Origin of the sequence: Synechococcus sp. MU1648 (genome assembly GCF_023630615.1) — a bacterium.
Classification (GTDB): Bacteria; Cyanobacteriota; Cyanobacteriia; order PCC-6307; family Cyanobiaceae; genus Parasynechococcus.
Genome location: NZ_JAKUHI010000004.1, coordinates 177,138 through 190,600, shown reverse-complemented (window position 1 = coordinate 190,600; position 13,463 = coordinate 177,138). Strand labels below are relative to the sequence as shown.

Below are 13,463 nucleotides of genomic sequence, written 5' to 3'. Positions count from 1 at the left end.
CGGGCGCGACCGGTCGACACGTGGGTGAGAGCTTGGTCCACCTGGACCAGTAACTCCGCTTCGATCGGGATCTCAGCGTGCAGGCGCTGGATCAGGCCGGTGAGCTCTGCGGCGCGGGATGAATCCACAGGCACTCCTGAGCAACGCTGATAAGGGGTTGAAAGCAGGACATAAGCCGGGTTCTGTTCACGCCACCACAGAGGTTGTCTGCAGAGGGTGGGTGGCTATCTATCTGGGACCGCCGTTACCGACGGCCTCAAGCGGCGCGTTCAAGCGGAACGGGGCCAATGGCCAGCCTTCGTTCCTTGGCCTTGCTCCCAGCCGGGGTTTACCGAGCCAGCACCTCTCGATGCTGCTGGTGCGCTCTTACCGCACCTTTGCACCCTTGCCTGTGCCGGCGAACCGGCCATCGGCGGTGTGTTTCTGTGGCACTCTCCTCACGGTCACCCGCACTGGGCGTTACCCAGCAAGCCTGGCCATCAGGGAGCCCGGACTTTCCTCAGCCGACACTCAAAGAGATCGGCCGCAACCACCTCGCCTGCTTTCAGATCTCATCATGCCTCGTGGGCATAATTCAGAGGTCTGGGGCTGTAGCTCAGCTGGATAGAGCGACGGTTTCCTAAACCGTAGGTCGTGGGTTCGAGTCCCGCCAGCCCCGTGAGAATCGTTGAAGAAGTAGTTAACGCTACATCTGGTGGGGTGGGCAGATCGCTCACCACCGCTAGGGTTGCTTTAACCGTGTGGGCGCCATGACCCAGCTTCACGATCTCCGTCTGCGGCTGTTGGTGCAGCAGGAAAGCGAGCGGATTGCGGAGTCCCAGCCCACGGATCTGGATCTATCGGTGGTTCAGGCCCGTTGCCTCTGCTGGCTGGCTCTGTTGGCGGAAGCCCATGAAGATCAAGCCAGTGATGCCGAACGTCGGGGTGACACTGAACAGGCCATGGGCTGGTTTGCCGATTCGATGCGGCTGCGGGATGTGATCGGTGTGGTCTCCTCCATTGAGATCCCTCTGCCCGACACGGCTGGAGAGGATGGCCCTCAGCCTGAAGAGGATCTGGGACAGCAGGCAGCTTGATCGGTGGCATAGTGGGAGATGACCGCGAGGGACTGCATTGCCGGAAGAGCCCTGCCAGTGCCCGGATTGCCAACGGTTTTACCGAGAGCATGACCGGCTGATCCGGGAATCGCCCACGCTTCGTCAGCAGCAGGAGCTCAACTGGGCAGCCCTCCAATCGTTTCGCACCCTTTCTGGCCGTGTTCTGGAAGATCTCCAGAGACAGCACAGCTCCCGCCAGACCGCTGATGCAGCTGCCAAGCCGGCAGCACCGAGTTCCCCACTGCCCGAGGAATCGGGAGATTCACTTCAGCAGGCCATTGCTGATCTGGAGAACATCAACGCCCATCTGTTCTCGATCGAGGCCTTGATGGAACGCGTGTTTGATGTTCGCGTCCCTGAGGAGATCGAACAGAAGTTCCGCGAACTTGCCGGTGAGTTGGCCCCTGACCCGTTGAATGTGGATCGTCTCCGGCTCAACCGTCTGTTGCATCAGACGCCCGACTTACCCGATCGCAGCTGATCCAGCTGTGCATTCAGAGGAGTTGTTAGGGGTGCTGTGGCGCCGGCATAATCGAGCAATCATGCCTTCTTCATCGGCGGGAACCACAATCACGTCAAAGTCTCCCCACCAGCTCAAGGCCTGTCGAAGTTCCTCTTGAAGCTGCAGGTCGTGTTCGCCGATTCCGCCTGTAAGAGCAAGCACATCGACACCACGCAAGCTGGCTGCCATTGAGCCGAGCAACTGAATCAAGCGGTGTCTGAATACGCCGAGGGCCCGGATTGCCCCGTTGTGGCCATTTTCAGCTGCAGCGCGGATCTCTCGTATGTCGCCGCTCAGGCCTGACAGCCCCTTCAGGCCAGACTCCTTCTGCAGGATGTCGGCCATGGCCCTCACGCATCAGTTCCAGCAGCAGGCCGGGATCGATGGAGCCGGAGCGGGTGGCCATCACCAGCCCCTCCAGGGGGGTAAAGCCCATGGTGGTATCGATGCAGATCCCACCTTTGATGGCGGCCAGGGAGGCTCCGGCCCCAAGGTGAGCACTGATCAGACGAAGGCTGGCGGGGTCTCGGCCCTGTTGCCGCCATTGCTCTCCCACCGATTCGGCCACGTGTTGGTGGTTGATCCCGTGAAAACCGAAGCGGCGGAACCCCTGGGCTCGGAACTGCTGGGGAATGGCATAGGTGGTGGCCGATGCCGGCAAGCTGCTGTGAAAGGCCGTGTCGAAGCAGGCCCATTGCTGGCATTCGGGTGCTCTCCGGCGTGCCCAGGCCAGTCCCTTCAATGCCGGTGGGTTGTGCAGAGGGGCCAGGGGGATCAACTCCCTAAGCCAGGTTTCCACCTCGGGCGTGATCAGCGTCGGCGCGGTTCACCGCGCCGACGCCGTGGACAACACGATATGGCCGATGCGCTCCAGTCGCTGGAGGTGGGGTTTGATCGCCGGCGTCAACCAGTTGTCGAGCACCTCCTCAAGCACGTCATCCTTGGCCAGGCTTTGTCCCTCATGCCAGACGAAAGCCCCGGTGGAGTCCACCAGGGCCGCCTTGAGGCTTGAACTGCCCAGATTGATCACCAGGCAGAGGTCGCCCATCAGCGAACGTCGCAGGTGATCTCCACGTTGAGTGGATCCACGGCCCAGATGTTGTTGCAGTACTCACTGATGGATCGGTCGGAGGAGAAGAACCCTGTGCGAGCCGTGTTCAGCAGCGACATTCGATTCCAGTGCATCCGGTCGCTCCAGGCATGGCTGACTGCCTCCTGGGCCCGGAGGTAGTCGGCGTAGTCGGCCATCACGTAGAAGGGGTCGTTGCCGGTGAGGTTGTCGAGCAGAGGGCGGAATAGCTCGCCGTCGCCGTTGCTGAAGTGGCCCATCTCGATCAGCCGCAGGGCCTCTTGCAGTTCAGGCAGCGCGGCGACCACGTCGCTTGGGCGGTAGCCACCTTGCTTCAAGGCTGTGATCTCCTCCACGGTCTTGCCGAACAGGAAGAAGTTCTCGGCACCAACGAGGTCTCGGATTTCCACATTGGCTCCATCGAGGGTGCCAATGGTGAGGGCACCATTCATGGCGAACTTCATGTTGCCGGTGCCTGAGGCTTCCTTGCCGGCAGTGGAAATTTGTTCAGACAGGTCGGAGGCGGGGTAGACCTGCTCGCCCAGCTTCACGTTGTAGTCCGGCAGGAAGACCACCCGCAGCAGGCCATCCATGTCGGGGTCTGCGTTGATGGTGTCGGCAATGCCGTTGATGAAGCGGATGATCAGCTTCGCCATGTAGTAACCGGGAGCGGCCTTGCCTCCGAAGATCACAGTGCGAGGCGCCATGCCCTCGGTCTGGCCGTTCTTGATCCGCAGGTACTGGGTAATCACCTGCAGTGCATTGAGGTGCTGGCGCTTGTATTCGTGGATGCGCTTTACCTGCACGTCGAACAGGCTGGCGGGATCAACGAGCACGCCTGTGTTGCGGTGGATGTAGGAGGCCAGCTTGCGTTTCACCGACAGCTTGGTGTTGCCCCAAAGCTCGAGGAAGCCATTGTCGTTCTGCCTTTCCTCCAGCTTCCGCAGGTTCTCCATGTTGGAGATCCAGTCTGGTCCCACGTGCTCATCCAGCAGGGCAGACATCTCGGGGTTGGCCAGGGCGACCCAGCGCCGCGGGGTGACGCCATTGGTGACGTTGGTGAACTTCTCCGGCCAGAGCGCTGCGAACTCCGGTAGTAGGTCGGTTTTCACCAGATCGGAGTGGAGAGCCGCCACACCATTGACGTGGTGCGCGCCGATTGTTGCCAGGTGCGCCATGCGCACGGCTTTGCTGCCTTCTTCATCGATGATCGAGAGCTTGCGCTGGATCGCGTCGTTGCCGGGATAGCGCAGTCGCACTTGCTGCAGGAAGCGGCGGTTGATCTCGTAGATAAGCTCCAGGTGGCGGGGCAGCAAGCTGCTGAACAGGTTGAGATCCCACTTCTCCAGTGCTTCTGGCAGCAGGGTGTGGTTGGTGTAAGCCACGGATCGGGAGGTGATGTCCCAGGCCTTATCCCACTCCAGATGCCGATCGTCGATCAGCAGTCGCATCAACTCCGCAACGGCGATGGCTGGATGGGTGTCGTTGAGCTGAACAGTCCAGTAGTTGGCGAAGTCTTCGACGGCCAGTCCTCGGTTATCGAGGCTGCGCAGCATGTCCTGCAGTGAGCAGCTGACGAAGAAGTGCTGCTGCTTCAGGCGCAGCCGCCGACCTTCGTCGGTGCCGTCGTTGGGATACAGAACCTTGGAGAGCGTTTCGCTGCCCACCTTTTCCTCAACGGCGCCGTAGTAGTCGCCGATGTTGAAGGCATAGAAGTCGAAGCTTTCGGTGGCATCGGCACGCCAGAGTCGCAGCCGATCGCAGATGTTGACCCGGTAGCCCAGCACCGGTACGTCATGGGGGATGCCAATCGCGTGTTCCGCTGGGATCCAGCGCGAGCGGTAGTTGCCCTTGTCATCGATATAGCTCTCTGTGCGGCCACCGAAGCCGACGAAGCAGGCCTCATCGGGCTGGGGCAGTTCCCAGGGCCAGCCACCCTTGAGCCATTTGTCGGTGATCTCCACCTGCCAGCCATCGCGGATCAGCTGGTCGAAGATGCCGAATTCGTAGCGGATGCCGTAACCGGTGGCCGGGATCTTCAGGCTCGCCAGCGACTCCATGTAGCAAGCCGCCAGGCGACCGAGACCGCCGTTGCCCAGACCCGGTTCCTCCTCCACATCAAGGATTTGCTGCAACGACTCGATGCCGAAATTCTTTAGTGCCTCCTCGGCCTCCTTCTGGATCCCCAGGTTCAGCAGGTTGCTGTGGAGCTGCGGGCCGATCAGGAATTCCGCCGACAGGTAGGCCACCGATTTCTGCGGGCGGGCCCGCATCGCTTCGGTGGTGGCGAGATATCGCATCATCAAGCGGTCGCGCACCGCATAGCTCAGGGCCATGTAGAGGTCATGGCGGCTGGCGGTGGGAGCGAGCTTGCCGAGCGTGAAGAAAAGGTGCTCGGTCATGCCGTCGAACACGCTCTTGGCATCCAGCCCGGCGCGTTCGGGGTCGTTGTAACAGCCGGGGGTCGGCAGACGCAGATCGAACGGTTGGGACGTGGTCATGGGGGGGCAGCGAGCCAAGGAGCGTGGAATCACCGTCAGGCCAGGGGTGCTCGGAGCCCAACTCGATGAATTACCCGGACCGTAGCGATCACAACTGGGGCTGCCTGCAAAAAAGCGTGCTTCTACAGCATTCCCGGTCAATTGGGATCGTCCAGCGAACAGTTCGTCGGCGGATTCACCATTAAGGTTCGGCGTGAATAACGCCCGGCTTGATGCTGCTGCCCACCCTGCTGAGCGAAATCAGCAGCCATGACCTCGAATTGGCGGAAACGCTGATCGGCGTCCTTCGCTTCATGCTGATTTTTGTGGCGGCCCGCTCCCTCGCGGAGGTGCTCGTGAGGTTCGAGCTGCCCACAATTCTTGGTGAGCTTCTTGCTGGGGTGCTAATCGGTGCTTCGGGTCTGCATCTTCTGGTGCCGCCGGAGACCCAGGTGCAACTTTCCGGAGCTTTTTCAGAGCTGGTCTCCGGCCTGTCGCACGTTCCGGTGGACGAAATCCCAGCTCTCTACAACGAGAGCTTCGGAGCCCTGCAGGCGGTGGCCACGTTGGGTCTCTACTCCCTGCTGTTCCTCACCGGTCTCGAAAGCGAGCTGGAGGAACTGATGGCGGTGGGGGCCCAGGCCTTCAGTGTTGCCGTGGTGGGTGTGGTGCTGCCCTTCGCCCTCGGCACGCTTGGACTGATGGCGATCTTCCATGTGGATGCGATCCCAGCGATCTTTGCGGGTGCCTCGATGACGGCTACCAGCATCGGCATCACCGCCAGTGTTTTTGGTGAACTGGGTTATCTGCGCACCCGGGAGGGTCAGATCGTGATCGGAGCTGCCGTGCTCGACGACATCCTCGGCATCGTCATCCTGGCCATTGTGGTGTCCTTGGGAGCCGGTGGAAGTCTGGAGATTGGACCCATCGTGCAGTTGGTGGTGGCGGCGGTGCTGTTCGTGGTGGTTGCCCTGTTGTTGAGCCAGAAGGCGGCACCGGCTTTTGATTGGATGATTGATCAACTCAAGGCTCCTGGCGCCAAACTGATTGGTTCCTATCTGCTTCTCGCTGTCAGCTGTTTTGTGGCGTCCGCCATCGGTTTGGAAGCCGCCCTTGGGGCCTTTGCTGCTGGTTTGATTGCCAGCACGTCCAAGCACCGCCATGAGATTCAGGCGGCGGTCACCCCCATCGTTGGCCTGTTCGCCACCGTTTTCTTTGTGCTGGTGGGTGCCGGTATGGATCTTTCGGTGATCAATCCCTCTGACCCCGGTGCCCGTTCCGCCCTGGTGGTAGCAGCCTTTCTTTTTGTGGTGGCGATCATCGGCAAGGTGGCTGCCGGCTGGGCCATCTTCAGCAAGGAAAAGACCAACAAATTGGTGGTGGGTCTTGGGATGATGCCCCGCGGCGAAGTCGGCTTGATTTTCTTGGGCTTGGGAACCGCCTCCGGTCTGCTCAGCCCCAGCCTTGAGGCGGCGATTCTTTTAATGGTGATCGGGACTACCTTCCTGGCGCCGGTGCTGCTGCGCATCGTTCTGAAAGGCAAGCCCCCCGAGGATGGCAATCAGGTGCCTGAAGAATTTGCTGCTGATCCCCTGGCTGGCAATTGAGCGTTAATCCTGGCGATTGAAGGCAACCAACAGCAGGCTCCAGCCAATGGCGATGGCCGCCAGGCTGGAGGCCCAGCCTGGGCCTAGAGCCCAGCTGGCAACCAGTTGGGTGATCAATCCCACCATCAGCGCCAGCAGGAGACTGCTGGTCACCAGCACAATCTGGCGCCACAGCTGCGGCAGGGGGCTATCCGCCAGGCTGGTTTCGAACGCTGCCAGAGGTGCACTCAAGGGGATGTAAAGGGCAATGGCCCAGAGCAGGGCACCCCGCCAGACCCCACCATCGGCGAGGGGGCTGATGAATACACCGGTCTCCTGCATCCAGTTCCCCGAAACTGCTGCCTAGCATCGCGGCTCTTGCGCGACGTTGTGGAGTCCACGCCCTGGAACCATCTCGGCCACACCGTTCATGCGGTGCAGCAACAGCCTGACGCCTCTGGAGATCGCCCGGCTCTTCTGTTGGTGCATGGGTTCGGGGCCTCCACAGATCACTGGCGGCACAACATTCCCGTGTTGGCTCAGACCCATGCCGTGCACGCCATCGATCTGCTGGGATTCGGCAGGAGTGCCAAGCCGGCGGAGCTGAATTATGGCGGCGCCCTGTGGCGCGATCAGCTGGTGGCCTACGTGCGTGAGCGGATTGGTAGGCCGACGGTGATTGCCGGTAATTCCTTGGGGGGATTCGCCGCCCTCGCCGCCGGGGCCACATTGGGATCGGATTGTGCGGGGGTTGTGCTGCTCAATGCCGCCGGTCCCTTCAGTGATGAGCAGAAATCTCCGCAAGGTTGGGGGGCGATCGCCCGTCAGAGCATCGCCACGGCGCTGCTGAAGAGCCCGGTGCTGCAGCGGCTGATGTTCGAGAACCTTCGCCGTCCGGCCACGATCCGCCGCACGCTTAACCAGGTGTATGTGGACAAGACCAACGTCGATGACTGGCTGGTGGAGTCGATCCGCCGCCCGTCACTGGATCCCGGTGCATTTGGTGTGTTCCGCACGGTGTTCGACATTCCCCGCGGCCAGCCCCTCGATGAGTTGTTCGCTGAACTCACGGCGCCATTGCTGCTGTTGTGGGGGATTCGTGATCCCTGGATCAATGCGCCCGGGCGGCGTTCCACCTTCCAGCGCCATGCGCCGGCTGCCACCACTGAGGTGGTGTTGGAGGCGGGTCACTGCCCCCACGATGAGGTGCCTGAGCAGGTGAATGCAGCTCTGTTGGAGTGGCTGGCGGGCTTGACGTCGGCCACAGCACCGACATATCCGGAGCACTCCGCTATTTGATTAGGCCAGACTTTCCGCACCTTGGCGGATGCCGATGACCCTCACCCAGCAAGCCGCTCCCTATGCCCACTGGGAGTATGTGCACCCCACCAGCGGTGACCGGCTGCGGATCATCCCTGAGCGGGGAGGAATCGTCAGCGAGTGGCGTTGCGGTGAGCGCGAGGTGCTTTATTTCGATCAGGAGCGTTATGCCGATCCTGCGAACAGCATCCGCGGCGGTATACCGGTGTTGTTTCCGATCTGCGGCAATCTGCCCGGCGACGTGTTCACGGTCGATGGGGTCGACCACACGCTCAAGCAGCACGGCTTTGCCCGGAATCTTCCCTGGGCATTGCAGCTGCTAGACGACCAGAGCGGGGTTCGTCTCAGCTTCTCCAGCACCGATGAAACCCTCAAGGCTTATCCCTTCGCCTTTCTGGTGGAGATGGACGTGCGGCCAATTGACAGTGCTCTGGAGATCAGCACCACCATCCACAACCGCAGCGCTGCGGCGATGCCCTTCAGCTTCGGGCTGCATCCCTATTTCAACGTGAGTGACCTGGCTCAGACCCGGCTCACCGGTTTGGCGGAGCGCTGCCTCAATCATCTGGAGATGGCTGATGCCGCCACGGCTGATCAGCTCACCCGTCTGCCGGAAGGAGTGGATTTTCTCTGCCGTCCAGCTGGTGCTGTAACTCTGATCGATGACACCAACGGCGCCCAGCTGCAGCTCCAGCACCAGGATCCGATGGATCTCACCGTGGTCTGGACCGAGCCGCCTCGCCCGATGGTTTGCTTGGAACCCTGGACGGGGCCGCGCCAATCCCTGATCAGCGGTGATCGAAAACTGGTGCTGGAGCCCGGTGCTGAGCAGACCCTCGCCTGTCGCTACAGCGTCTCCTGATGCACCCCGGGCAGACGGCCGCGGCTGAGTTGCAGCTTGGGATCGAATTGGCGTTTCACCGCTTCGATCAGTGATCGGGAGGGACGATCAACCCACGCTGGCAGGGTTGATCCTGCGGTGCGTTTCAACAGCGTCATTTCGCCGCCAAGGCGGCTAACGCTGCGGCGCAGCGCCTCCAGCTGGTGATCCGGTGTGGCGATGTCGCACCAGCCATCACCACAGCCGGCTCCGGCGGCCAGTTCCCAGCACCATGGCTTGAGGGTTGTCATGGCGTCATCCCGCAGCAACAGCTGCAACTGGGCTGGCGGCAGCACCAGCCGCACCAGCTGGGCTGATTGGCTGGCATCGAGGGGTGTGGTCAGCGGATCGGTGCAGGGCTGGCGTTCTGCACTGAGCTGTTGTTGCAGCGCCAAGCTTTCCAGCCGGTTCAGCTGGTCCTCCACCGCCTGGTTCGACACGCTGCTCACCACCAGCCGGAGCTGCCAGGAGCCATCGCCGCTGTTGATCCAGTCACAGCGTTCTGGCGTGAGACTGGAGCGCAGAAGTTCAGTCCGGAAGTTGTCTTGGGCTGCAAGGTCGCCATCCACGAGCAGGCTGCTGCGGGCGGGGCGCTGCGGTTGGAGCCGCAGGGTGAGTTCCGTGATCAGCGCCAGGCTGCCCCAGCTGCCGCAGAGCAGACGCATCAGGTCGTAGCCCGCCACGTTCTTCACCACCCGTCCACCGGCCCGGGCTTCGACGCCATCAGCCCGCAACAGGCCGATCCCGATGATCTGATCGCGCACCCCCAGATGGCGTTGACGCAGTCCCCCCGCCAGCCCCCGGGCCACCAGTCCGCCAATGGTTCCGGGCGCGCCGGCCCGGGGCCAGTCAATCGGTAGCCATTGCCCCTGGTCCGCCAGTAGATCCTGCAGGTCTTGCAGTGGCAGGCCGGCTTCCACCGTGATGGTTAGATCGTCCACCGCATGGTCGATCACCCGATTGAGCTGACGACACGAGAGCACCTCGTGGCTGGGATTGAGCGGCGGGCCCCAGTCCAGGCGTGTTTCCAGGCCACTGGGCGTCCAGGGTGTGGCGCTCTGATGCCACTGGCGAACCAGGTCGATCAGATCGCTGCGGGTAGCGGGGGAATGGCTCACGGCACGATGGTGCCATGAAGGTTGTGGTCATTGACGACGATCCCACCGGCTCGCAGACGGTGCACAGCTGTCCTCTGCTGCTGCGCTGGGATGTCGAAACCCTGCGCCGGGGGTTGCGCCAACCCTCGTCGTTGTTGTTTTTGCTGGCGGACACCCGGGCGCTGACGCCAACGGATGCGGCTGAACGCAACCGCAGCATTGCCGCTGCGCTGGATCAGGCGTTGCTGCGGGAGGGTTTGGCGCGCGATCAGGTGCTGTTGGTGAGTCGCGGGGATTCGACTCTGCGCGGCCATGGGGTACGAGAGCCTGAGGCCTTGCAGGCGTCCTTCGGCCCCTTTGATGCCACCTTGCATGTGCCGGCTTTTCTGGAAGGAGGCCGTACCACCGTGAACGGGGTACATCTCCTCCACGGCGAACCGGTGCACACCACGCCGTTTGCCCAAGACCGGCTGTTTGGTTTCAGCAGTAGTGATCTGGCCTGCTGGCTGGAGGAGAAAAGCGATGGAACCATTGCCGCGGCTTCGGTGCTGCGGATGTCTTGCCGTGAGCTCGATGCCGCCTGTGGTGCTGGCCTGCCGCAGTTGATTGATCGCCTCCGCTGTTTCCAGGCCAATGTGTCGGTGGTGGTGGATGCCGAGCGTCAGGAGCAGCTCACTGCTTTAGCCGCAGCGGTGCGTGCCCTTCAGGGAGAGAAACGTTTTCTGTTCCGCTCTGCCGCCAGCATGGTGAAGGCCTTGGCGGATCCCGGCCCACCGCCGTTGGATGCAAAAGGCCTTGTGGGGCTGCGGCGACGAGCTGCCGACGGAACGGCTCTGCCGGGATTGGTGATGGTGGGCTCGCACGTGCCCTTGGCGGATCGGCAACTCGACCGGCTTTTGGCTGCCCCCGGTTGTGCTGGCCTGGAGCTGCCGGTGCATCGCATCGCCAAGGTGCTGGAGGGACCAACACCCGATCTGTTGTTGGCAGACCTGGAGCGGGTCTGGTTGCAGCAGTTGCGAGCGCTGCTCGACGCTGGCGCCACACCGGTGCTGTTCACCAGCCGCGGTGAGCTGCGCTGTGCTTCAGAGCACGAGGGCCGGCGCTTGTCCTGCGCACTGGCTGCGTTGATGGGGAGACTTGCGGCCGCCTTCGCCCCTGATTTGGGCTATCTGATCAGCAAAGGGGGCATCACCACCCAGACCCTGCTGGCCGGTGGTTTGTCACTTGAGTCGGTGCAGCTGGAAGGGCAGCTGTTGCCGGGACTCTCGCTCGTGCGCCCGTCAGGGGGACCCTGCAGCGGTCTGCCAATTCTCACCTTCCCCGGCAATCTTGGTGGTGCCGACACCCTGCGGGACGCCTGGCAGCGCATGGAGGCCGGCTGAGGCAGCCAGCAGTTCCATCGGGTGCAGTACCTGGGCCCGATCGCCTAGGTGCCGCCGCAACTGCAGGGTGCAACCGATGTTGGCGCTGGCCACCAGTTCAGCTCCGGTGCCGCTGAGGTCATCGGCCTTGATCCGCCCCAGTTCAGCGGCCTCCTCCGGTTGCACAAGGTTGTAGATGCCTGCACTGCCGCAGCACACCCCCGCTTCGGTCGCTTCCTTCAGCTGAATGCCGGGGATGGCTCGCAAGAGTTGGCGAGGTTGGGCCTGGATGCCCTGGCCGTGAATCATGTGGCAGGCGTCATGCATGGCCACAACCGCTGGGAGAGGTTGCAGTTGCGTGCGGAACGTCTCCAGCAGGCCGCGATCCGCCAGGAACTCCTGCACATCCAGCACCGGAGCACGGAATTGGATGTCGCCGTTCAGCAGCTCGCCGTAGGCCTTCATCGTGTGGCCGCAGCCGGAGGCGGCCACGAGCACCGCATCCAGCTCACCTTGCACAGCGTTCATGCTGCGGAGGAGATCCCTCGCGAGTTGGCGGGTGAGCTCCAGCTCACCCTGGTGATGACTCACGGCACCGCAGCAGCCTTGGTCTGGTGGAATCACCACCTCAAAACCGTTGGCCTGCAGCACCTTCACCGTTGCGGTGCTGACGCTGGGATCGAAGCAGCGCTGCACGCAGCCCAGCAACAGCGCCACGCGGCCGCGGCGCTCGCCGCTGGCGGGATTGATCTGAAGCAGTTGGTCGCTGAAGCTTTCCGGCACCAGGGGGGGCAGTAGTTGCTCCATCGCTTCGATCTCCGGCCCGAACAGACGGGTGAGCCCGGAGCGGCGGGCCAGGTGTTGCAGTGGTGTGCCGGCATAGGCCCGCAGCGGTTGCAGCAGGGCCCGCAGGCGCTTGGGGTAGGGCAGCACCTGCAGCAGCAGCTGGCGGAAGGCCACCTGCCATGGGCTTCGCTGGCCCGCATCGATCAGCTTGGGGCGGGTGGCTTCGATCAGCTGGTCGTAGCGCACCCCCGAAGGACAGGCGCTCACGCAGGCATAGCAGCCAAGGCAGGTGTCGAAATGGCTGGCGACCGTGGCATCCAGTTCCAGCTCGCCGGCTTCTATTGCCCGCAGTGCATGGATGCGGCCGCGGGGGGAATCCATCTCACTGGCCAGCACGCGATAGCTGGCACAGGTGGGCAAGCAGAAGCCGCAGTGCACGCAGGGGTCGGCGGCACCGGCGGGAAGGCCGGGGAGTTGGGTGCGAGATGAAGAGCCGGATTCGAGTCCCATCAATCAAGTCTGACTGCTTGACGATTTCCTTGCCTGGAAGGCTTTAAAACTGATATTTTCCCCATTCCACTTCTTGGTAAAAGATGCGCTCAATGGCGTCTTTTTGATTTGAATTGAGTATTTCTTTGTAGGGCCTTTTGTCGGTGCGTAAGGTGGATTTGGCTTTGGGAAGTTGTGGATTTCCGGCTAGATTGAGATCATTAAATAGATTCTCAATGGCTTCCTGAAGTTGTTCATAGTGATATAAGTGGTTCACGAGGATTGTTCCTTTGTGGCTATAAATTGATCGGCAAGAAGTTGCGAAATTTTCTAGAAGACCGCCGTTGATAAAAGTGTCTAGATCGAGGTCTTTGTGGCTTTTCTGGTCTTTTTTGAGTTCAAAAAACTGGGAAAGAGCATGGTCCCATGGGTTTCGAATAAAGCAGAAGCTGTAATAGCTCTCGAATGTCGATGCACTGATGTAATTTTTGCTAAGGGCAGTTGTTGCCTCAATGTGTGTGTGCAATCCAATCGATTTGATATAGCGGCTGACGCCTTTTTTCTGTAATTTGCACTTTGCTTTAATTGCAAAGTAGTTGATTTTGTTCCACCAGGGAATATAATTTGTGGGTCCCTGGTAGCCAAGCTCCCGGCGAATCTTTTCGTCTCGACCTAATGGCGTAATGACGTCTTTGCGATTGCAGCTGCTGGACAGTGCAATCGCTGTTGATGTCGATGCTGTCTTCCGGTTGGCAAAAAATATGAATTTATTTGAGTGATTAATAATCACGAATCT

The 13,463-nt window shown here is 61.4% G+C and carries 14 protein-coding genes, 1 tRNA gene and 1 other RNA gene; 7 read left to right on the top strand and 9 right to left on the bottom strand.

Annotated elements, in window-relative coordinates:
• Positions 1–156: 156 nt before the first annotated feature.
• Positions 157–545: RNase P RNA component class A (gene rnpB, locus NCN06_RS06940), an RNA gene on the bottom strand.
• A gap of 39 nt (positions 546–584) precedes the next feature.
• On the opposite strand from rnpB, the gene NCN06_RS06935 reads away from it, so the two are divergent.
• From NCN06_RS06935 to NCN06_RS06925, 3 genes are all read left to right on the top strand, one after another.
• Positions 585–658 (top strand) — tRNA-Arg (locus NCN06_RS06935).
• 91 nt (positions 659–749) lie between these two features.
• Positions 750–1,076 (top strand): DUF8670 family protein, encoded by a 327-nt coding sequence (locus NCN06_RS06930; RefSeq protein ID WP_226398767.1) that lies wholly within the window; start codon positions 750–752, stop codon positions 1,074–1,076.
• A 37-nt stretch (positions 1,077–1,113) separates the two neighbouring features.
• A complete protein-coding gene (locus tag NCN06_RS06925; RefSeq protein WP_115024820.1) occupies positions 1,114–1,578 on the top strand; it encodes a DUF8661 family protein in 465 nt (154 codons plus the stop codon).
• Here the strand turns inward: NCN06_RS06925 and NCN06_RS12830 are convergent.
• Genes NCN06_RS12830 through NCN06_RS06915 form a run of 4 tightly spaced genes read right to left on the bottom strand, consistent with a single transcriptional unit; the run spans position 1,561 to position 5,169 of the window.
• On the bottom strand, positions 1,561–1,944 hold the full coding sequence (locus NCN06_RS12830; protein ID WP_350223186.1) for a hypothetical protein: 384 nt from the start codon (positions 1,942–1,944) through the stop codon (positions 1,561–1,563). The genes NCN06_RS06925 and NCN06_RS12830 overlap by 18 nt on opposite strands.
• A complete protein-coding gene (locus NCN06_RS12825; RefSeq protein ID WP_350223185.1) occupies positions 1,859–2,398 on the bottom strand; it encodes a hypothetical protein in 540 nt (179 codons plus the stop codon). The genes NCN06_RS12830 and NCN06_RS12825 overlap by 86 nt, the downstream gene beginning before the upstream one ends.
• A gap of 27 nt (positions 2,399–2,425) precedes the next feature.
• Entirely contained in the window at positions 2,426–2,647 is a 222-nt protein-coding gene (locus NCN06_RS12820) for a hypothetical protein (RefSeq protein WP_350223184.1), read from the bottom strand.
• Positions 2,647–5,169 carry a glycogen/starch/alpha-glucan phosphorylase gene (locus NCN06_RS06915; RefSeq protein ID WP_226398766.1) on the bottom strand — a complete coding sequence of 841 codons (2,523 nt, stop codon included), beginning with the start codon at positions 5,167–5,169 and terminating at the stop codon, positions 2,647–2,649. Before NCN06_RS06915 ends, NCN06_RS12820 begins: the two co-directional genes overlap by 1 nt.
• A gap of 212 nt (positions 5,170–5,381) precedes the next feature.
• Here NCN06_RS06915 and NCN06_RS06910 point away from each other — a divergent pair, with 212 nt between their 5' ends.
• Entirely contained in the window at positions 5,382–6,755 is a 1,374-nt protein-coding gene (locus NCN06_RS06910; protein WP_226398765.1) for a cation:proton antiporter, read from the top strand.
• Positions 6,756–6,758: 3 nt separating this feature from the next.
• Here the strand turns inward: NCN06_RS06910 and NCN06_RS06905 are convergent, their stop codons facing one another.
• A complete protein-coding gene (locus NCN06_RS06905; protein WP_250398787.1) occupies positions 6,759–7,076 on the bottom strand; it encodes a hypothetical protein in 318 nt (105 codons plus the stop codon).
• Between the two features lie 36 nt (positions 7,077–7,112).
• Here NCN06_RS06905 and NCN06_RS06900 point away from each other — a divergent pair, with 36 nt between their 5' ends.
• Together NCN06_RS06900 and NCN06_RS06895 are read left to right on the top strand one after the other, a co-directional pair.
• Positions 7,113–8,033: an alpha/beta fold hydrolase gene (locus NCN06_RS06900; protein WP_284499958.1), complete on the top strand. Its 921-nt coding sequence runs from the start codon at positions 7,113–7,115 to the stop codon at positions 8,031–8,033.
• A gap of 28 nt (positions 8,034–8,061) precedes the next feature.
• Positions 8,062–8,916 (top strand): aldose epimerase family protein, encoded by an 855-nt coding sequence (locus NCN06_RS06895; RefSeq protein ID WP_250398786.1) that lies wholly within the window; start codon positions 8,062–8,064, stop codon positions 8,914–8,916.
• Here NCN06_RS06895 and NCN06_RS06890 read toward each other — a convergent pair.
• The gene (locus NCN06_RS06890; protein ID WP_250398785.1) at positions 8,901–10,052 is read right to left on the bottom strand and encodes an FAD-binding oxidoreductase; all 1,152 of its coding nucleotides are present in this window, start codon (positions 10,050–10,052) and stop codon (positions 8,901–8,903) included. The genes NCN06_RS06895 and NCN06_RS06890 overlap by 16 nt on opposite strands.
• Before the next feature lie 14 nt (positions 10,053–10,066).
• Between NCN06_RS06890 and NCN06_RS06885 the strand changes: the two genes are divergently transcribed.
• On the top strand, positions 10,067–11,413 hold the full coding sequence (locus NCN06_RS06885) for a four-carbon acid sugar kinase family protein (RefSeq protein ID WP_226398760.1): 1,347 nt from the start codon (positions 10,067–10,069) through the stop codon (positions 11,411–11,413).
• Here NCN06_RS06885 and NCN06_RS06880 read toward each other — a convergent pair.
• Both NCN06_RS06880 and NCN06_RS06875 read right to left on the bottom strand, forming a co-directional pair.
• Positions 11,312–12,688, bottom strand: a complete 1,377-nt coding sequence (locus tag NCN06_RS06880; protein WP_226398759.1) for a (Fe-S)-binding protein — start codon at positions 12,686–12,688, stop codon at positions 11,312–11,314. The genes NCN06_RS06885 and NCN06_RS06880 overlap by 102 nt on opposite strands.
• A 43-nt stretch (positions 12,689–12,731) precedes the next feature.
• A complete protein-coding gene (locus NCN06_RS06875; protein ID WP_226423108.1) occupies positions 12,732–13,457 on the bottom strand; it encodes a sulfotransferase family 2 domain-containing protein in 726 nt (241 codons plus the stop codon).
• Between the last annotated feature and the right edge of the window lie 6 nt (positions 13,458–13,463).

Bases quoted from the DNA above. Each gene is read 5' to 3' on its own strand.
- NCN06_RS12830 (WP_350223186.1), bottom strand. From the start codon at position 1,944: ATGGCCGACATCCTGCAGAAGGAGTCTGGCCTGAAGGGGCTGTCAGGC.
- NCN06_RS06930 (WP_226398767.1), top strand. From the start codon at position 750: ATGACCCAGCTTCACGATCTCCGTCTGCGGCTGTTGGTGCAGCAGGAA.
- NCN06_RS06885 (WP_226398760.1), top strand. From the start codon at position 10,067: ATGAAGGTTGTGGTCATTGACGACGATCCCACCGGCTCGCAGACGGTG.
- NCN06_RS12820 (WP_350223184.1), bottom strand. From the start codon at position 2,647: ATGGGCGACCTCTGCCTGGTGATCAATCTGGGCAGTTCAAGCCTCAAG.
- NCN06_RS06915 (WP_226398766.1), bottom strand. From the start codon at position 5,169: ATGACCACGTCCCAACCGTTCGATCTGCGTCTGCCGACCCCCGGCTGT.
- NCN06_RS06905 (WP_250398787.1), bottom strand. From the start codon at position 7,076: ATGCAGGAGACCGGTGTATTCATCAGCCCCCTCGCCGATGGTGGGGTC.
- NCN06_RS06910 (WP_226398765.1), top strand. From the start codon at position 5,382: ATGCTGCTGCCCACCCTGCTGAGCGAAATCAGCAGCCATGACCTCGAA.
- NCN06_RS06880 (WP_226398759.1), bottom strand. From the start codon at position 12,688: ATGGGACTCGAATCCGGCTCTTCATCTCGCACCCAACTCCCCGGCCTT.
- NCN06_RS06895 (WP_250398786.1), top strand. From the start codon at position 8,062: ATGCCGATGACCCTCACCCAGCAAGCCGCTCCCTATGCCCACTGGGAG.